Below are 17,421 nucleotides of genomic sequence, written 5' to 3' on the forward strand. Positions count from 1 at the left end.
TCTGATAATAATAGTACATATCAACACCTCACCACATTCTTCCTGACAGCATCGTAAATCGGATGAAGGTCAGCACATCCCCTTCTTTAATCGCAAGCGGCGCGTCAAGACTTTCGCTCTCCTCGTCGCCAATAAATACTCTGTATAAACCATCCGTAAACGCCAGCATCGCCGTTTCAATCGCTTTTTCAGCATCCGCCTGCTGCTCATTGACCCGATAGCCAAAGCCCACCTTTCCCGTAGAAACCTGCGACTCGATTTCATCAAAAGAAAGATAGTGGACAAGCTTCGAATCTAGCGGTCTACTATTGTAGCTTTCCACATTTTTATGAATAATCTCCGTAATAAGCTCTCTTAAGGTTGATGGATTACCGTTTAAAACCAACTCTTCTTCCTTAATAAACTCCTTCCGTTTTCCAGCTTGCTTAACCGAAACAAAAACCTTCATTCATCCTCACCCCTTGTTAGGATAATTATACCAATTTACGTTTGGCCCAGGTGGTTCCAGAGGGCGTTCTCCTGTTTTTTTTAATAGAGCCACCAAAATCTGTCCCCCTGGATTAGGTACAAATGGTACCCCGCCATTAAAAATAGGGTCAGGGATTAAATCCGCAGATAGAATGATGATTTAGGCAGATAGAACTTCGAAAAAGGCAGATAGAGCCATCATTTTGGCTGATAAGAAATATTTCGGTAGTAAAAGTAAGCCCCAAAGCATTTAGTGTCTAAGAAACTCAACTATTTATTAGAATTAAATCCCATATAAAGGAATTTTAGGTGCCGAAGTGAGGTAACTTTAGTTTATAAACAGAGTCAGGGATCAAATACGCAGATAGAATCATGATTTAGGCAGATAGAACTTCGAAAAAGGCAGATAGAGCCATCAATTTGGCAGATATGAGATACTTCGCTGGTAAAAGTAAATCCCAAAGCATTTAGTGTCTAAGAAACTCAACTATTTATTAGAATCAAATCCCATATAAAGGAAATTTAGGTGTCGAAGTGAGGTAACTTTAGTTTATAAACAGAGTCAGGGAGCAAATCCGCAGATAGAACATCTAAAAAGGCAGATTGAGCCATCCATTTGGCAGATAAGAGATACTTCGCTGGTAAAAGTAAGCCCAAAAGCATTTAGTGTTTAAGAAACTCAACTATTTATTAGAATCAAATCCCATATAAAGGAAATTTAGGGGCCGAAGTGAGGTAACTTTAGTTAATAAACAGGGTCAGGGAGCAAATCCGCAGATAGAATGATGATCTAGGCAGATAGAACTTTCGAAAAAGGCTGATAGAGCCATCAATTTGGCAGATAAGAGATACTTCGCTGGTAAAAGTAAGCCACAAAGCACCTAGTGTCTAAGAAACTCAACTATTTATTAGAGTAAAATACCATATAGAGGAAATTCAAGTGCCGAAGTGAGGTATCTTTAGTTTATAAATAGAGTCAGGGATCAAATCCGCAGATAGAATGATGATTTAGGCAGATAGAACTTCGAAAAAGGCAGATAGAGCCATCAATTTCGCAGATAAGAAATAATTCGGTGGAAAGGCCACCAAAACAATCCCCTCGGCGTTACCTCGTCTTCACCTTGGGTTTTTGGATAAAACCAGCCGTTCGTATCTTCTTTCTTTATATCTTTGGTATACCCAAATCACACTAGAGAGCCAAAAGCCGCTCGCGAGATAGCCCCCGATTACATCACTCGGGTAGTGAACTCCCAGATAAACGCGGCTAGTACCAATCATCAGGATGAATACACTGCTGCCCAGAATCAGAATGGTTCGCCCCAACCTGGTGGGAATATGACGCCAAAACAAAAAGGTAATCATCCCGTAAATGGCAAAGGCATTCATCGAATGGCCGCTTGGAAAGCTATAGCCGCCAATCTCAATCAGACGATGAAACTCTGGTCGTGCTCGTTGAAAGAAATTTTTCAAAATCGAAACGAGGATAGGTGTCCCAGCCACAACGATAATGAACAAAATAAGCTCCGAACGATCCTTCTGAACTCTGTACAACAAGTAAAGAGCCACCAAAGCAATGATAATCGCGGCTTTAGTGGAGCCGACATAGGTGAAAAATTTCATAACAGTGGTTAAGGCTGGAGCCTCTAGCCCTTGAACGAAAGAAATCACCACTCTGTCAAATGCCAGCAGACCCTCTGTCCCTTTAACCGCTATAGCTAACAAAGTAAAGCCAATAAGTGCTCCGACACTGATAAAAAATGCCCATAACAACTGTACCTTTAAATTCAAAATGCATTCCTCGCATCCCTAAATAGTGTTTCAAAAAAGTTAAAGCCACGACATACTTTTCCCTTTTTAGACACTCATTATTAGTTTCAGCGAAAAAAGCCAGTGTGGCCACGGACACGATTATACTGGCTCATATTGCCAAAAAACAACAGAAGTCTCCCCTTGGCTTTCCCATTCACAAATATTTCGCCCAATAATACACAACGTAAACCCAACTCAAAAGACCATGAAAAATCGCCCATGGAATTGACTTCCATGCCGTATAGGAAATAATCATTGCCAAACATGTACCGAACGAAATTCCCTTTTTGATCGAAGATTCGACGGTTTGATTTCGTTTACTTTTTTCATCCTTCCTTACGTTAAAATCTGGTTCACTCATTACAAACACCTTCCCAACTAATTATTGAAAACAGACCGAACATTGCCCCCAGCCTTGATGTTTACTGATTGCAAAAATCAATTACCATGGAACCACCTCTTAAAAATACTTTATAAATACAATATTCGTCCTTTTATACGTTTATCCTTTTTTTCAGAGCCACGGCGAGCCGCGGGGACGGTTCTCCTGGTTCATAATTTGGTAGGTCTCCAGCAACAGCCAAAAAGCCACAAACCCCACCCTTGGAAAATGCCAAAGGGACGGTTCTCATGGGTTATTTTTAAAAGCCACCCGAACCGTCCCCGTCGTCCCTTACGTTTTAATTTGTCGAAGGGCTGTACTAATGTAAAATAAAGACAAAAAACCTGTAAGGATACCTGGAATAATCAGAAGATAAATAGGTACTGACCCTGATTGAAAAAAGGCAATTAACTTTCCTGCGAAAGGAATGGTGAAACCATTATATACCCCCACTACACTTTCTGCGTTTACTGAAAAGGGATCCTCAGAGCTATTGTTGTCCCCTTTTGTAATATAGTGAACAGTGTTTTGCACCTTTTGAACTTCCACTATTCTATGAGTAATGTATGTACGAGGATTGTTTTCTGCCTTAAAAGTGATAACATCCCCATCATTTAATAATTTTTTGTCATCGACATGTTTGATTGTAATAATGGAACCTGTTTTAATTTCTGGCTCCATCGAACCCGATAAGACAATCAAAATTTCATGGCCGAAGACAGAAACGGTCCCGCCGCTCACCTTGGCAGCAACGACCAAAATTAAGATTCCTATTAAAACTCCATAAATAATAATTGAAAAAATGAGACGAACCATTCTTTTTAGCTTCTTTTTCATATAGTAATAGAGACCTCCATTTAACCATTAGGGTTGTGTTTCCTGGTTTTCTTGAATTGTTTGGTCATTATTTTCTATGGGATTCAAAGGAGTGTTTTCTTCTGATTGAACCGTATCCGATTGCTGAGTCGTATTTTTATCTGTATCACTTTTTGATTCAACCATTGATTCATCTGCCGGTTTGGCACCATCTTTTTCACTTTGGTCCACTTGTTTTTCAGCTACATTAGGACTTTCAGTTTCAACATTATTGTCTTTGTCTTTGCTGGTAAAACTTAATTTACTGCCATCCCACCATGTGCCTGCTTTAACCGTTGACTCATGCTGTATTCGATCTGTAAATAAAGCAGTTGTAGTGTTCAATGGCAAATTAATACATACCATCAAAATCAAACACCATACCAAACCTATATGCCAGATGAGTTTGATGGAAAAGTGTGTTTTTCTATATTTCCTCCGTCTCGTTGCCCTCATGGTTCTCACTCCCTTCAAACATTCATGTCTATTCAAAAATGTAATTTCTCTAAATTATTGAGATCAAGATAATATGTATATTACTTAAAAAGGGTGTCACAAAGTTTGATTTTGTGACACCTTTTTATTTATTGATTAAAAGGTAACCTTATTGAAAAATTAGTAAGCAGTTCTTGTAGCTGTGTAAGTATGACCATCACCAGTGATTATAGTAATCACAACTTTAGTTGGTTTGTCAGTTGGAGATCCTTGCCAGTCACCGTAATTCCACCAAGTATCTGCAAATCGATCAGCAGAATTACCTTTGTAGGTGAATTCAAACGGTGTAGACAGACTGGTTTCAGTAGAATTCAAAGCATCAACACCAGCTGTATTTCTTTGTAATAATGTGTTGTCCTTATAAGCCTCAATAGTGATACTCCTCACATCAGCTGCTTTTGGAGATTCAGCTAGGATGAAGCCGAAACTAAATCCTTTATGATCTCTACCAGAATCAGTCCAATTATGACCAGCTGTTACGTTGAAGTCGGCTGGTGTAATAAAGGTTTGTGGAGATGGGAAGAAATCCGGCTTGCTGTCATTGTTCTGATCATTATTTCTTGCTTGGACAGCATCGACTACAACATTAATGGATCCTTTTGCACTTTGATAGCTATCATTTGCATGTAATGGAAAAGAATACTTTACATCAAGTTCCACAGTTTGGCCCACTCCTACAAATACAGGCTCATCACTGTAAGAGATTTGCAATGGAGTTGCACCGTTGAATAACTCACCGCTCCTAGTAGCTTGTGTAGCTGCATCGTTAATTCTTACCCATGCATCTAATGTTCCTTCATTTTTAATAGTTACTTTCTTCGTGTCAGTATCCCCAGGAGCTAAGTTGCTAAAGTTAATCATTTGCGAAGCAACATTGCCTCCTGTGGTGTAATCCGTAATTTTTACTGTACCTGCTGTAAATTCGTTACCAGCATTTACAGCATTTGCACTAAATAGTGCGTAGGTTCCCCCTGCGATTAATGATAATGCTAGGGCTGAAGATGCAATGCCCATCCCCAATTTTGATTTCTTTGCCATTCTTTCTTCTCCTCCTATTAACTTATAATTTTTTATTGGAACTCTCTTCTAAACCCTATGTATTGAAATCTAAGTCTAGCGAGAATGTCACAATCACATTGTTAACCTTCTAAGCTTTGTTTGACTAATCTGTTTTCCTTTTCTAACTGTCTTAATCTTCTGACGAGCTGTAAGATATTGTAGGAAAGAATTAACACTCCCGGTAAGATTAGCAGCAGGATAGCTCCCATAGATGTTTTTGAATAGGCTAGAATGTAGCCAAGATACGGAATCGTTACGCCAGAATATTTTCCGACAACATTGGAAGCTGGTATCGGTTCGGGATCTACCGCATCATTTGCGTCTCCCTTTGTGATATATTGAACCAAAGAGTCCGTTACGTGGATTTCTTTTACCCGGTGTGTAATCAAAAATTCTGGATTTTCCATTGTTCGATAGGTAATAACATCGCCCTTTTGGAAATTATTAAGGTCGCCCCCCGATTTAATCGCGATGACGGACCCGGTATGAATAGATGGTTCCATGGAACCAGATAAAACCGATTTTACTTGATACCCAAACAGCTGGGATTCTCCTCCCGAAACCTTGGTTGAAACGACTACATAAAGCAAAGAGATTAATAGTAAAAATAGTAGAATCGATACAATCTTACTTACTATTTTTCCTAACTTTTTTGCTACCATATAACTCACCCCATTTAATAGTTAAAGAAACTGCTCTTTATTCTTTTTACGAACAATATAGTTCTTTGGAACGAACTAATAATTTGAGTATAAGGTACTATATGAAATTTGAAAAACCCAATAATACTCCAAAAATTCTCAATTGAGAACACTTTAATCCAAATTACTCTTTTTATCTCGATATATCTCACTCTTTTGTTTTTTATAAAGAATTTTCTATTCGTTATAAAACGAAACAGGGACAGTTCTCGTGGTTTACTTAGGTTAGTTCCAGCGAAAAGACTGGTCAATATCACAGTCCCCACGTTTAGTAGTCACTGCAACCAATCACTAGATAGTGCCTGTCACCAATACCTTCCACTCCGCCCTCCCTTCTAAAAACATGTTGCTACTTTTTCTAAAATACTAGATAGTAAATTTATAGAGTCAGCTAGGGGAATTTTCACAGAAAAAGGAAAGCAACTGGTACCTTAGAAGAGGAGAGAATTTGTATGTCGTTGAATCAAGATGAGTGGCTGGATGGGGAAAGGAATATCTTAGAACGTAAATCGAATCTAATGATTAACATTAAAGATTATGGTATGAAAAAGAAGTTTACTTTTACAAATAATGAAGCGATTGGGGGAACGCTCTATTTATCGAATTATCGGCTTATCTTCAAGTCACATCCCATCAATCGAGTAAAGGGAACGTACAGCATCTTATTAACAACCATTCGTTCCGCTAGAGATTCCTCTGGTCTGTTAATGAAAAAAATAGAAGTGAATTCCAACGGAAAACCATTCGAGTTTGTTGTCTGGGGACGAAAGGAGATTTTAACCAAAATAGAAGAGTTGAAAAACAACCTATCTGTTGGAGAAAAAGAGTGGCTCGAATCGATCACGTCCGGTCAGGAAAATAGTTTGGTCAGGTTCAAAGAAATGGATCAAATTGTGGATTTGATAAGTAAGATAGGCAGCGGGTTTTAGTATAATTACTGTTCTCAACAAGAGGAAAACGGCAAGAATGAAACTCTGTCACAAGTGCACCGCGACTTCATTCTTCTTAGGCCATCAAAGTTTGGCGGGATAGATCTCTTACATAAGAAGAAAAAGCACAACTAGGCTTCTACCCCCTACTTGTGCCTTTTTATTAAAAAAACTTCCGATTGACCCCTAATAGAACTATCATCATCGTTATCAATCACCTAGTTTACCTCCTAATATTTTTGATATATTCGATCCTCTTTACCAATAACCTCTGTTATCATAACTTTTTCATCACGTACTAATTGTTCAAGGTATTGACAGACTTCAACATATATTCTTGGCTTCCCAGTTATGTATCTTTTTTTCTCTGCACCATTATGCTTGATTAGTAGTTCGCAAATGATTCTAGCACTAGATACTCCCTCATCCAAATATCTATTTATAGCATGGAAAAATAGAGAATCACCTGTTCTCTGTACTAGACTTTGAAGAGAAACTTCTCTGATCGTTTCTTCAAATAAATCGAGTGAGTCTTGTTCCTCATATTTCTCTGCAGCAGCAGTAACGGTAGTATTATAAATAGGCAAACTTTCAAAATTATTAAGCTCACTTTTTTCTTGATGGGTAATAATATCCCTTTTCAACCTGTTGAGCTGCCTCTCTAGTAAAGGAACATTTGCATCCAAGTGGTTTTGTATATCCTTCGCTATCTTTAGATCACTTGGAATATTTGAGACATGGTCTAGAACGGACCAACCATCCCCAATCTTGGTTAATAATTCATCGCGCTCATAATCAATCTGGTTAAATCCCTTTTTAATCGATGCAATTAATAATGCAGATAAACCTGTATGCTCTTCAAAATGTTTAATCCCAAAACGACGAATCTGATTTGTTGAAAGATGCCTTACGATATATTGATATCTAAGTGGTTTGCCGCATTCACAAGGGGTATCCGGATTAGTGAACCCATTATCGATATAATCATCTAATACCCAATCATCTATAAGCATCTCCATTTCTTCTACTGTTGCAGAATCTGGCACCATCATTCCTTTGTCCTTAGCCATAACATTAGCAAATGCGGTTTTCTTTCCCCTTTTTACATAAAACTCAATAAATTCCCTTTGTTCCGTACTAAGTATATTCAGTAATTCATCCCTCTCTTTAACATCAAGTGTAATCATTCCTTAATCCACCCTACTTCCTTTAATTCATTTTTAATTTCCTCATGTTCTTTTTCAACTAGCTTTAATTGGAAATCATAATTGTCATCTTTGCGATCTAAAATTAATTTTTTAATAAACTCTAATTCACTAAGTCGATCATTTTTACGACTATACTTTTCGACTAATAATTGTATTTCTTCTTCTTCAAGCACCTTTTCCATCTCTGCTGTGTAACTGTAATCAAAGTCCTCATCATTCTTCAAATTATATAAATCGTTTATTTCATCAAGTGCCGATGACAAAAGCAACCTAGCAGCTTCAGCTCTTGTTGTGTCTGTTCTACTAGCAAATTCCTCTAACATTTGAATGTAATCCTTATTAAGATGAATACTAAATTTAGTAGAATCCCCACCTAGTTGTTTGGATTGCGCTACTTTTGTTAACTTTTTATATAGGTAAATTGAATGTCTTTCCATCATACCCCTCCTATTAGAGATTCTCCAGAGATTCCTAACCTAAACGATACAATTATTTACTATTTTTGTAAAGCGTTTTCAAAAAAAATCCTAAAAATTAGTACATGATCTGTAAAACAAAAGAATCTCGAAAGATAATTCAACCTACTTGGATATTTCTGCACCGGGCCATGATCTCCTTGTCATCAGAAAAAAACCACCAGAATCGTCACCCTGGCACATACAAAAAAATTTATTTTCCACGAACCTGTCCTTTTCCTCTTCTCATCTGTATATAACAGGTGAGAATATTTTTAGGAGTTGGTCTGATGTCTGGTTGGGTGAAGTTGACGAAGCAGTTTTCGAATGATGAGTTATGGCATAATGTCACGGCTTTCCGGCTTTATGTATGGATTATTATGAAGGCGGCTTACGAGGATGGAAAGGTTTTGAATGGAGTGCGGTTAAAGAAAGGGCAGTATGTAAGAGCTTATTCCCAGTTAGGTGAGGATTTGATGTACATAGAAGGACGAGCGAAAAAGGCGCTTGCAAAAAGTACCGTCAAGCGCGCAGTCGACAAGCTTGTGAATAAAGGGCTGTTATTGGCTGAAGAAACGCATTTGGGTACCCTCTTTACTGTCGTAAATTCCGATGACTTTACGTGTTTAGATGGAACGGGTGATTTTTTTTGCACGCCGTTTCGAGAAACGACAGTGGAACAGTCGCTGAACGATAACAAAACGATGCCGGAACAATATATAAGAACTCAAGAATCTAAGAAGTTAAAAAATGATGATGATCCCCATCCGTCTCAACCAAACAACCAGGTCCCGTCAAATAACCAAAAGGCAAAACGGATAGAACGGATTACCACCCAATTTATCACCTTACGAAACAATGGAACCGTTTTAAGTCCGAAGGATGAAACCGCAATAGAAAGAATCGGTGAACTTCCGTTAAAAACCGAGCAGCTAGAATCCTTGTTAGAGGGAGTCTTCAATGATTACCACAGGAAAAATCCGAATGGAAAAATTAGCAGCGCCTTGTATTGCGAAAAGGTCCTAAGGACCATACTAGAAGCAGACAAAAACGGTAATCACCAGAAAAAGCCACTGAAAGATTCCATGGGAAAAAGCTACCAGAACCGCCCCCGTAGTTCAAAGGAATCCATCTCTGAACGGGTCGAGCGTTTGATTGAGGAAGGAAAAATTGTCTTGGAGGGTTCGCTATGACCAAGGATGAGGTAATGAAACTTTTGGTATTAATTGAATCGGTTTATTCGAATTGCTCGTTAAAGGACGAGACAGTTCTGCAATGGTTTCAATTTTGTGCGGAAATGGATTACGCGAAAGTTCTTGCGCGCCTGAAAACCCATATTCGAAAAAGTCCCTTTCCCCCAGCGATTGGTGAAATTGCTGTATTCACATATGAAGAAAATCATTTTCCAGCCACCTTACAGGAATGGATGAAGAAAGGACGGGAGAGAATTGAATGCGAATACAATGTTAACAACCGAATTCCAATACCAGAATGGCTGGCCGAATATTCAACAAGAAAATCCATTTGAAGCTGAAGGGATCCTTTTAGGGGCAGTCTTTCAGGCTCCTGAACTGATACACGAAATCTCCTTAGAGCCCTACCATTTTTCGCAAGGTCTCAATCGTTACTTCCGACAATAATGCAAATGGAAGGGACACATGGACAGTTTATTATCAATGGGTCCCAATCCTTTTTAAGATGCATGAAATTGTTTGGCAGCAGTCTTCTTTGACCACACAAAGGTCAAGAAGAAGCAACCCAATATTATAATGGCACCAAATGTAAAAGGAATATCCATATGCCAGTCAAATAAGGTACCGGCTAATGCGGGTCCAATCATATTTCCTAAACTCATGTAGGCATTATTCATACCAGCAGCAAATCCTTGTTCATTGCCTGCTGCTTTCGAAATTAACGTATTAACAGCAGGTCGGATTAAAGTCGTTGCGGTTGAGAACAGGGTGGTAACAAATAAAATTAGGAAATAATCGCTGACAAATAACAGGCCATAAAGACTAGTGGCTGCAACAAGTAAGCCAAACAAAATAATCTTCATTTCGCCGAACCGATTAAATAATTTATCGATGGCAAAACCTTGAACAATAACACCGACAAAGCCGCCAAAGGTCATGACAATAGCAATGTCATTTGGCGTGTAGTTATATTTATACGTTAAGAACATCGTTAAAGTGGATTGGAAATTGGCAATTCCAAAGGAGAATACAAACACAACGATTAATAAAACAAAATAGCTTGTTTTAAAGGAGCGAGCCATTTGTTTGAATAGGTTGTCTCCCTTAGTAGTAAACTCAGTCCCCAATGGTTTGACGGAAGGAAGGATCAGGAAAGACATGATTCCCGCTGCAATTGCCGCACCTCCTGCAAAATAGAAAGGAAAGTTCATACTCACATTAGATAAGAAGCCGCCAATGCCAGGCCCAATCATAAAGCCTAATGAAATAGCAGCCCCAATCCAGCCCATCGTTTTTCCGCGTTCTTCCTTGGTTGTAATATCAGCAGCATAAGCCATCACAGGAGGAACGATAAAGGCAGACCCGACCCCTGTAAAAAAACGACTAAGATAAAGCATCCAAAGTTCGGTGGACAGACCCATGGCGATTTGTGAAAGTCCATTAACCAAAAGTCCAAAAATAATTAAATTTTTGCGTCCATGACGATCCGATAAGTTTCCTGCAACCGGAGAAAAAATAAATTGAGCAAAAGCCATAATCGCAATGATAAAGCCTAATGCTTGTCCCGCTGCTCCAAAGGTTTTTAGATAAGTTGGCATAATTGGGATGACTAGACCAACCCCACTAAAGGTAAGAAACATGTCAAAAATTAAAATAAACATAGCCAATTTTTTTGAGAACTTCATATACATATCTCATCCTAATTAATGGTTTTAAATGACAACTCATTATAGCGCTGTTTAACAGGTTGAACAATGAAAAGAACTTTCAATTTTTGTAAAAGTAAACCCGCTGCTCGAAGTTTGAAAAAGGCAAGAAAACCACCGTTATTTGGTGGCTCACTTGATCATTATTGGTAAGAATCATGCAGGGATTGTGCACGAAAAAGGGGTGGAGTCCCAAGTTCGGCAAATTCTATCAAACTTCGGGGAGTGACAGGCACCGGAAAGATATTTCTCGGGAAATTGTTGAAATTTGGAGAATGGTGAATCCGAATAGTCGGAACATAGGGTAAATAAAATGTTATATGTATCGGGTATCGCTATCTCTGTTTCATTGGTTCCTTCATTCCTTCTTTTTGTTGATACACAAGTTCTTTAGCTGTATCGTCTATGGGCTTATCCGTATCGCCTAACGCTATAAGCGTTTCGATGTCCGATTGAACAAAGGCACGCCAATCGCCATCTTTTAACAACTCATATCCATTCGCTCTAAGTTTTAAACATACTTTCGAACCGTTGTGTGGTGTATCCTCTTTCTTCTACCAACTTCCTTGGAGAAATTGTCATATATATCGGGTATCGCTATGTCTGCTTCATTGGATCATTCTAAACTTTCTTTTTGTTGATACACAAGGGCTTTAGCTGTATCGTCTAGGGGCTTGTCCATATCGCGTAACGCTATATCGAACCCTGCTATTCTATTAAATAGTAATGTTTTGAATTTATTTGGCAAGTTATATCGCCCAGCGATACGCAACACAAAAAAGAACCCATCCCCTTTCTGCCTTTACAAACACCCTATTTTCGGAATATGGAGAAAAGCCCCCCCATTTTTCTTTAGGCTTTTGTATTGCTTCTTCTAAACGTTTATTAAAATCATTTTGTGAACTCCATTCTTTTTTCTGTTCTCCCCAAATATATTGTATTTCCTTTTGTAAGAGTTCACTTTTTTGTTTTTCTTGTTGCAGCAATGTTTCGTAATGGGTATTTTGTTGTTCCGTTAATTTTTCAATTTTAGCATTCGTTTTTTGCGCTGAATTTCCAATACTAGAACTTATAACATGATGATCTTGCTGGAGTCGGGAAACCTTTGTTTTAAGCTGTGACATATCGTTTGTCAGTTGGACATTCATTTCACGTGTGGCTGCGAGTTCATTGACTACAAACATAAGGACCTCTTTTAATTGATTGGGGTCGTGGGTTAAATTGTCATACGTATCGGGTATCGCAATCTCTGTTTCATTGGAACCTTCTAATCTTTCTTTTTGTTGATGGACAAGGTCTTTAGCTGTATCGTCTAGGGGCTTGTCCGTATCGCGTAGCGCTATAAGCGCTACGATGTCAGATTGAACAAAGATACGTCGATCGCCATCTTTCAAAAACTCATATCCATTCCGCTCTAAGATTTGGCCATACTTTCGAACAGTGGGAGTTGCAATCCCCACTTCTTCTGCCACATCCTTGGAAGAGAAAGCTCGTTCATTGGGTTGTATATCACGTCACATATCGGACCTCCTTTTCTATTAAATATGCAGGTGATTAAATTTATTTGCAAGTTATATCGCCCGGCGATACGAAACAAAAAATAGAGTCGATCAGCCCCTATCTTGAGGAATTCTATCAAGGAAAACGCTTGTTTTTGATAAAGGTTACAGATTCTTTAAAAGTCCAATACCGAAGTATCTTTTCATCCTCTGATTATTGGGTTAAACCGACATTTAACAAATTCCGCCAGAAGGGCCAAGGGGACGGTTGAACCGTCCCTTTGTTTTCCATGTTTCAAAATAACTGATTGAATTTATCGCGTTCTTCCCAGAACGGTCCATGGCCACTGTAATGAAATGGGACGAGGACTGAGTTTTTTATTTTTTGGTTTAGTTCTTGTGCTTGTGCAAATGGAATCACTTTGTCGTGGACGCCGTGAATGATGACAGTCGGGACACCTATTTTTGGCAGATCGGCATCAAGCTTCTCATCTCTAAGTGTTTGGATGATGGCCGCCGTTGACCATCCTGCTGCTTCTAATCCTAATTGAAAAAACCAGTCTGAGAATGGGCCAGTTATATACTGAAAGAAAAACGTGTCTGTTACATCCCGCATCATTTTTGGCCTATCATTTAATGCTCCTTCAAGCAGTTGAGATGCCGTTTCTTGTGTAAATCCCGTAGGGGCTGCAGCATCAATCAGCACAAGCTTAGATACTCCGTACCCATTATGTCGGGCCATATAACGAATTGCGATCGCTCCACCGGTGGAGTGACCCGCTAGAATAAAGTCGTTTAATTGAAGTGCACCCACTACGACGCGAATATCATCGGCCAACCGGTCATAATGGTAGCCGCTCATTGGTTTATCCGACTTCCCGAACCCTCTCCAGTCAATCCCAATACAGCGGTATCCCTTAGTGGGAAGAACATTAAACTGATACTCAAACTGTTTATGACTTAATGGCCAACCATGTAAAAATACGATTGTCTTGCTACCCCCGGGATTTATATCTTCCACATATAAATTTACGCCTGATTCTACACCAACAAAGTACCCCACATCGATTCCCTCCTTTTCATTAAAGAGCCTCAACATAAGATACTCACATAGGGAAACATAAGTGAATGCCTATTACTGGTGGCAGTGCCCAAGCCGTTAGAAGAAAATTAGAAGTAATGCTCCTGCGAAGAAACAATAATAGGTAAAATAAACCAGCTTCCCTTTTTTCATAATTCCCATAAACCACTTCATCGCAAAATAGGTCATTAAAAGTGTGGCAATAAATGCAGCTAAATATGGAATGGCTAAGTCTGCTTTATTCGGTTCATTTAGAAAATCAGAAAGACCTAGTATAACTCCTCCGAGGCTCACGGGAATATACAACATAAATGAAAATCGAAGTGCCGTATCTTGTTTCATTCCAACAGCAACGGCTGAAATAATGGTTGCACCTGAACGGCTAATCCCTGGTGTTAATGCGACAGCCTGTCCTAATCCCACAATAAAAGCATCCTTCATTGTAATATCACTCTCGTCTTTATTACCTTTCAGATTGCGAATCCACCATAAGGCAATCCCTGTTACGAAAAGCATCACCGCAATCGTTGTCATGCTAACACTTTCTGCTATATAGTCACTTAATAATATCCCAAGAACACCCGCTGGAATCGTGCCAATGACGATAAAGAAAACAAAACGAAAGTCACTCTTATAACGAAGATTTTTCGTTTTCAAATAAAGAAATGAATTTACTGCAAGTCTTGCGATATCTTTTCTATAAATAAAAAGTATCGCAAAGAGTGAAGCTGTATTTGTTAATATAGCAAAAGTAAATCCTTGTTCACCTAGCCCCAAGATTTCACTAGCAATCATTACGTGCCCGCTTGATGATACAGGAATTGGTTCTGTGAAGCCTTGAACTAGTCCAATAATAATCATTTTGATTATTAATATAATATCTAATTCTCCCACTGTTACCTCCCTATAAATTCTCATTTTTAGATCAACGCGTGTTGGACCTTCTTTTCTAATTTTAAATATACTAAACTGAAATCAGAAAAACCATCGATTAATCTAACATCAGATAGATTAGTCGGCATTTTCATCACTTTAGTCGTTGGGTGGAAGTTCAAACGGCTCTCCTTCTTCCTCAACTTACCCGCCCGTTATTGGAGAAGTAACACAAAAATTTTTCACGAATGAAAATAACGGCTTCCCAGTATTTAGTCTGCCATGGATAGAACGATATGTTTAATTGGGGATTATTTTCCTTGATAATTGATTTTTCCACTATATACTGATAGCCATAAATAATAATGGCCAAGCATCCACACAAGAATACACAACTAATCATAGCTTATCTAAATGAGTATTAAAGAGAGGAGGGGAACGTTGTTGGAGGGTAATGAACATAATGAAAAACATAAGTCGAATAGAGAAATGGACCCTTTTTCTAGATTAATGTTAGGAAACCGTAAACCTAGAGAAGCTTACCAAGAAAGCGAAAATAATTCAGAAGAACTTCTGGAACAAAAAGAACAATTATCATTCGATACCAGATCAAATCATTACGATAATGATTGGTTTTTTGGGCGTAGAAGAAAAGAACATGTTTCGGGTAATCAAAAAAGAAAGAAACAGACACAAAACACTCAGAGTAAAATAGAAAATTACATTAACAATGTTGATATTGGATTGCTTATGGAAACCTTTGATTCCCTAGTCACTACATCTAAACAATTTAAACCAATAATTAAAGAAGTAGCACCTTTTTTTAGTAAAATTACTAAAAAATTTAAAAAGTAGTTTCTTTTTTTAAAAAGAAAGGTGTTTTTATTTATTGGCTAAGTTAATTTTTATTGTTGATTCTCGACAAGTCGTGGTGCCAAAACCCTTAAATTACTTTAATCAGCACTTGTCCCATGCAGATTTATTCTGAGTGCATAGGATATTATTAAGCCCGCCAGCCTATATAAAGACCTCTAAAGAGGCGTTTGCATGTATTGCAGACGCTTTTTTATTTTTAGAAATTGTTTAAGAAAATCGCTGATTTTTTTCAAACAAGATGTTTGTCCAATCAAAACTTATCTTTAGACAATATATATACATAGTATCAATATTCCAATAAAAGGGTTGTGAAAAAATATGTCTGGATACGGCGGTGGCTACGATGGCGGTGGTTATGGCGGCAGCAGCAACAGCTTTGTATTAATTGTTGTATTGTTCATTCTACTGATCATTGTAGGAGCTTCTTTTATGAGTAGCTACTAAATTGTACGGAACAAAGGGCAGGTTAAATTAAGCTGCCCTTTGTTATATAGAAAATTCTGAAATGAAAGGAGGGAGAAGTGAATGCCATTTTTTGGATTTGGTCGAAGAGATCTGTTTTTTCGTGACGAATTTAGAAGGAGACGGAGAAGACGGAGAAGGAGACGGTTTTTCCCTATTGAAATCGAAATTGAAATCGAGAGAAGAAGACGGTTTGAAATCGAGAGAAGAAGACGCAGATTCTAATAAAGAAAATGATTTAAACAGTGTTTCTATAGGTCTACGGGCCTTTTTTTTTAGAGAAAGAACATCTGTTATGAAATAAAAAAAACCACATTTACTTTTTTGCAAATGGTTTATTGCAGTCTTGCTTAAGTGGATTTTTATTTTCTGTATAAAATAGGACTATAAAGAACTTTTTCTTTAACAAAAGATTCGAATATTTAAAAGTAATCGGCTTTCTCTTCTAAGATATTAGGACTCATGGGTCTAAAATGCGAAAACTCGCCATATATTTTTTGGTGAAGAAACATTAATTTAGAAATTAATTATCTTTGAAGTTTCAAAAAGAAAGGTGGAATAAACTTATGGAAATACCGGTTACAGGTTATATTGTCGAATCATCTAGTTCAAATCAAGATGCCGAACATACACATGTTTTATATCTTACTTCATGGGATGGCAGACCTGTTCATAGACATCACTTCTCAGGAGTAACCTCTTTTAATGCTGGACATGATCATCGATATGCAGGAAGAACCGAACCAGCCCCTACTGGAGTACCTCATACACATCGTTATTTTACGATTACTTCCTTCATTGATGGGCATAAACATGAAATTAGAGGAGTCACAGGACCTGCTGTCTCCTTGCCTGAAGGAGGGCATTATCATAAATTTCACGGAGTAACCACTGTAAACGGCGCTCATCCTCATTCACATAAATATAGCGGCAACACAAATCCTAGTAATTAAACAATCTTAATAATTTACCACCCTCCTCCATGTTAATTATAAATTAAATACACATTTCCACGATATAATCCATTCTAACTCCTCTTTTTTTAACGATTGAGCAGGGTCTTCTTCAGTATTGTCATTTTCCTATTCTTGAAGAAACTTATTTTCATGGTCGTTTCGCACAGTACACCTTTTCATAAACTATGACCGTTTATTAGTCTGGAAGTGTACTCCTTCCAGACTAGACTTCAAGGCTAGTAAGCGTAAGCGCGGTAGGGATAAAAGACTGCCTGATGAAAAAGCTTCCTCAGCATTCAAGATTCATTGTACACAGAGAGGGCTTAAATAAAGATCTTAAAAGATCATATTTATGAATACATGTAATCAACAAGAATATATACAGAATAGGAACCTAGATATTTACTTTGTAGT

General features: G+C 38.1%; 21 protein-coding genes. 7 read left to right on the forward strand and 14 right to left on the reverse strand.

From position 1 onward, the window contains the following. Window positions 1–28 precede the first annotated feature (28 nt). The 7 genes from NSS81_RS09565 to NSS81_RS09595 form a co-directional block, all read right to left on the reverse strand. The gene (locus NSS81_RS09565) at window positions 29–448 is read right to left on the reverse strand and encodes a hypothetical protein (protein WP_342433267.1); all 420 of its coding nucleotides are present in this window, start codon (window positions 446–448) and stop codon (window positions 29–31) included. 1,136 nt (window positions 449–1,584) lie between these two features. After that, window positions 1,585–2,256, reverse strand: coding sequence for a phosphatase PAP2 family protein (locus tag NSS81_RS09570; protein ID WP_342433268.1), 672 nt, complete (start codon window positions 2,254–2,256; stop codon window positions 1,585–1,587). Between the two features lie 175 nt (window positions 2,257–2,431). After that, window positions 2,432–2,638: a hypothetical protein gene (locus NSS81_RS09575; protein WP_342433269.1), complete on the reverse strand. Its 207-nt coding sequence runs from the start codon at window positions 2,636–2,638 to the stop codon at window positions 2,432–2,434. 312 nt (window positions 2,639–2,950) lie between these two features. Further along, window positions 2,951–3,496, reverse strand: a complete 546-nt coding sequence (locus NSS81_RS09580) for a signal peptidase I (protein ID WP_342433270.1) — start codon at window positions 3,494–3,496, stop codon at window positions 2,951–2,953. A 27-nt stretch (window positions 3,497–3,523) separates the two neighbouring features. Continuing rightward, the gene (locus NSS81_RS09585) at window positions 3,524–3,970 is read right to left on the reverse strand and encodes a hypothetical protein (protein WP_342433271.1); all 447 of its coding nucleotides are present in this window, start codon (window positions 3,968–3,970) and stop codon (window positions 3,524–3,526) included. A 159-nt stretch (window positions 3,971–4,129) separates the two neighbouring features. After that, window positions 4,130–5,047 carry a TasA family protein gene (locus NSS81_RS09590; RefSeq protein WP_342433272.1) on the reverse strand — a complete coding sequence of 306 codons (918 nt, stop codon included), beginning with the start codon at window positions 5,045–5,047 and terminating at the stop codon, window positions 4,130–4,132. A gap of 101 nt (window positions 5,048–5,148) precedes the next feature. Beyond that, window positions 5,149–5,730: a signal peptidase I gene (locus tag NSS81_RS09595; RefSeq protein WP_342433273.1), complete on the reverse strand. Its 582-nt coding sequence runs from the start codon at window positions 5,728–5,730 to the stop codon at window positions 5,149–5,151. Window positions 5,731–6,221: 491 nt separating this feature from the next. Between NSS81_RS09595 and NSS81_RS09600 the strand changes: the two genes are divergently transcribed. After that, window positions 6,222–6,698: a hypothetical protein gene (locus NSS81_RS09600; protein ID WP_342433274.1), complete on the forward strand. Its 477-nt coding sequence runs from the start codon at window positions 6,222–6,224 to the stop codon at window positions 6,696–6,698. A 230-nt stretch (window positions 6,699–6,928) separates the two neighbouring features. Here NSS81_RS09600 and NSS81_RS09605 read toward each other — a convergent pair whose 3' ends face one another. Then, entirely contained in the window at window positions 6,929–7,885 is a 957-nt protein-coding gene (locus NSS81_RS09605; protein ID WP_342433275.1) for a DUF3895 domain-containing protein, read from the reverse strand. Then, the gene (locus tag NSS81_RS09610) at window positions 7,882–8,346 is read right to left on the reverse strand and encodes a hypothetical protein (RefSeq protein WP_342433276.1); all 465 of its coding nucleotides are present in this window, start codon (window positions 8,344–8,346) and stop codon (window positions 7,882–7,884) included. The genes NSS81_RS09605 and NSS81_RS09610 overlap by 4 nt, the downstream gene beginning before the upstream one ends. Window positions 8,347–8,651: 305 nt before the next feature. Here NSS81_RS09610 and NSS81_RS09615 point away from each other — a divergent pair, with 305 nt between their 5' ends. Continuing rightward, window positions 8,652–9,554, forward strand: a complete 903-nt coding sequence (locus NSS81_RS09615; RefSeq protein WP_342433277.1) for a hypothetical protein — start codon at window positions 8,652–8,654, stop codon at window positions 9,552–9,554. Then, the gene (locus NSS81_RS09620; protein ID WP_342433278.1) at window positions 9,551–9,889 is read left to right on the forward strand and encodes a replicative helicase loader/inhibitor; all 339 of its coding nucleotides are present in this window, start codon (window positions 9,551–9,553) and stop codon (window positions 9,887–9,889) included. The genes NSS81_RS09615 and NSS81_RS09620 overlap by 4 nt, the downstream gene beginning before the upstream one ends. Before the next feature lie 165 nt (window positions 9,890–10,054). Here the strand turns inward: NSS81_RS09620 and NSS81_RS09625 are convergent, their stop codons facing one another. The 5 genes from NSS81_RS09625 to NSS81_RS09645 form a co-directional block, all read right to left on the reverse strand. Then, window positions 10,055–11,245: an MFS transporter gene (locus tag NSS81_RS09625; protein WP_342433279.1), complete on the reverse strand. Its 1,191-nt coding sequence runs from the start codon at window positions 11,243–11,245 to the stop codon at window positions 10,055–10,057. A 350-nt stretch (window positions 11,246–11,595) separates the two neighbouring features. Beyond that, entirely contained in the window at window positions 11,596–11,748 is a 153-nt protein-coding gene (locus NSS81_RS09630) for a hypothetical protein (protein WP_342433280.1), read from the reverse strand. A 261-nt stretch (window positions 11,749–12,009) separates the two neighbouring features. Continuing rightward, a complete protein-coding gene (locus tag NSS81_RS09635) occupies window positions 12,010–12,732 on the reverse strand; it encodes a hypothetical protein (protein ID WP_342433281.1) in 723 nt (240 codons plus the stop codon). 322 nt (window positions 12,733–13,054) lie between these two features. Further along, window positions 13,055–13,822, reverse strand: coding sequence for an alpha/beta hydrolase (locus NSS81_RS09640; RefSeq protein WP_342433282.1), 768 nt, complete (start codon window positions 13,820–13,822; stop codon window positions 13,055–13,057). Window positions 13,823–13,918: 96 nt separating this feature from the next. After that, a complete protein-coding gene (locus tag NSS81_RS09645) occupies window positions 13,919–14,734 on the reverse strand; it encodes an undecaprenyl-diphosphate phosphatase (RefSeq protein ID WP_342433283.1) in 816 nt (271 codons plus the stop codon). 423 nt (window positions 14,735–15,157) lie between these two features. Between NSS81_RS09645 and NSS81_RS09650 the strand changes: the two genes are divergently transcribed. The 4 genes from NSS81_RS09650 to NSS81_RS09665 all read left to right on the forward strand — a co-directional run bounded on the left by NSS81_RS09650 (window position 15,158) and on the right by NSS81_RS09665 (window position 17,004). After that, window positions 15,158–15,568 (forward strand): hypothetical protein, encoded by a 411-nt coding sequence (locus NSS81_RS09650; protein ID WP_342433284.1) that lies wholly within the window; start codon window positions 15,158–15,160, stop codon window positions 15,566–15,568. A 339-nt stretch (window positions 15,569–15,907) separates the two neighbouring features. Then, window positions 15,908–16,033 carry a YjcZ family sporulation protein gene (locus tag NSS81_RS09655; protein ID WP_342433285.1) on the forward strand — a complete coding sequence of 42 codons (126 nt, stop codon included), beginning with the start codon at window positions 15,908–15,910 and terminating at the stop codon, window positions 16,031–16,033. A 121-nt stretch (window positions 16,034–16,154) separates the two neighbouring features. Continuing rightward, entirely contained in the window at window positions 16,155–16,355 is a 201-nt protein-coding gene (locus NSS81_RS09660; protein ID WP_342433286.1) for a hypothetical protein, read from the forward strand. Between the two features lie 262 nt (window positions 16,356–16,617). Beyond that, window positions 16,618–17,004, forward strand: a complete 387-nt coding sequence (locus NSS81_RS09665; RefSeq protein ID WP_342433287.1) for a YmaF family protein — start codon at window positions 16,618–16,620, stop codon at window positions 17,002–17,004. Window positions 17,005–17,421: the final 417 nt, after the last annotated feature.

The sequence above is a fragment of the Neobacillus sp. FSL H8-0543 genome (genome assembly GCF_038592905.1).
GTDB lineage: Bacteria > Bacillota > Bacilli > Bacillales > Cytobacillaceae > Neobacillus.

What these genes read in the sequence shown, in the direction of transcription:
- NSS81_RS09565 (WP_342433267.1), bottom strand. Translation starts at nt 448, where the DNA reads ATGAAGGTTTTTGTTTCGGTTAAGCAAGCTGGAAAACGGAAGGAGTTT.
- NSS81_RS09575 (WP_342433269.1), bottom strand. Translation starts at nt 2,638, where the DNA reads ATGAGTGAACCAGATTTTAACGTAAGGAAGGATGAAAAAAGTAAACGA.
- NSS81_RS09580 (WP_342433270.1), bottom strand. Translation starts at nt 3,496, where the DNA reads ATGAAAAAGAAGCTAAAAAGAATGGTTCGTCTCATTTTTTCAATTATT.
- NSS81_RS09585 (WP_342433271.1), bottom strand. Translation starts at nt 3,970, where the DNA reads ATGAGGGCAACGAGACGGAGGAAATATAGAAAAACACACTTTTCCATC.
- NSS81_RS09590 (WP_342433272.1), bottom strand. Translation starts at nt 5,047, where the DNA reads ATGGCAAAGAAATCAAAATTGGGGATGGGCATTGCATCTTCAGCCCTA.
- NSS81_RS09595 (WP_342433273.1), bottom strand. Translation starts at nt 5,730, where the DNA reads ATGGTAGCAAAAAAGTTAGGAAAAATAGTAAGTAAGATTGTATCGATT.
- NSS81_RS09600 (WP_342433274.1), top strand. Translation starts at nt 6,222, where the DNA reads ATGTCGTTGAATCAAGATGAGTGGCTGGATGGGGAAAGGAATATCTTA.
- NSS81_RS09605 (WP_342433275.1), bottom strand. Translation starts at nt 7,885, where the DNA reads ATGATTACACTTGATGTTAAAGAGAGGGATGAATTACTGAATATACTT.
- NSS81_RS09610 (WP_342433276.1), bottom strand. Translation starts at nt 8,346, where the DNA reads ATGATGGAAAGACATTCAATTTACCTATATAAAAAGTTAACAAAAGTA.
- NSS81_RS09615 (WP_342433277.1), top strand. Translation starts at nt 8,652, where the DNA reads ATGTCTGGTTGGGTGAAGTTGACGAAGCAGTTTTCGAATGATGAGTTA.
- NSS81_RS09620 (WP_342433278.1), top strand. Translation starts at nt 9,551, where the DNA reads ATGACCAAGGATGAGGTAATGAAACTTTTGGTATTAATTGAATCGGTT.
- NSS81_RS09625 (WP_342433279.1), bottom strand. Translation starts at nt 11,245, where the DNA reads ATGTATATGAAGTTCTCAAAAAAATTGGCTATGTTTATTTTAATTTTT.
- NSS81_RS09655 (WP_342433285.1), top strand. Translation starts at nt 15,908, where the DNA reads ATGTCTGGATACGGCGGTGGCTACGATGGCGGTGGTTATGGCGGCAGC.
- NSS81_RS09665 (WP_342433287.1), top strand. Translation starts at nt 16,618, where the DNA reads ATGGAAATACCGGTTACAGGTTATATTGTCGAATCATCTAGTTCAAAT.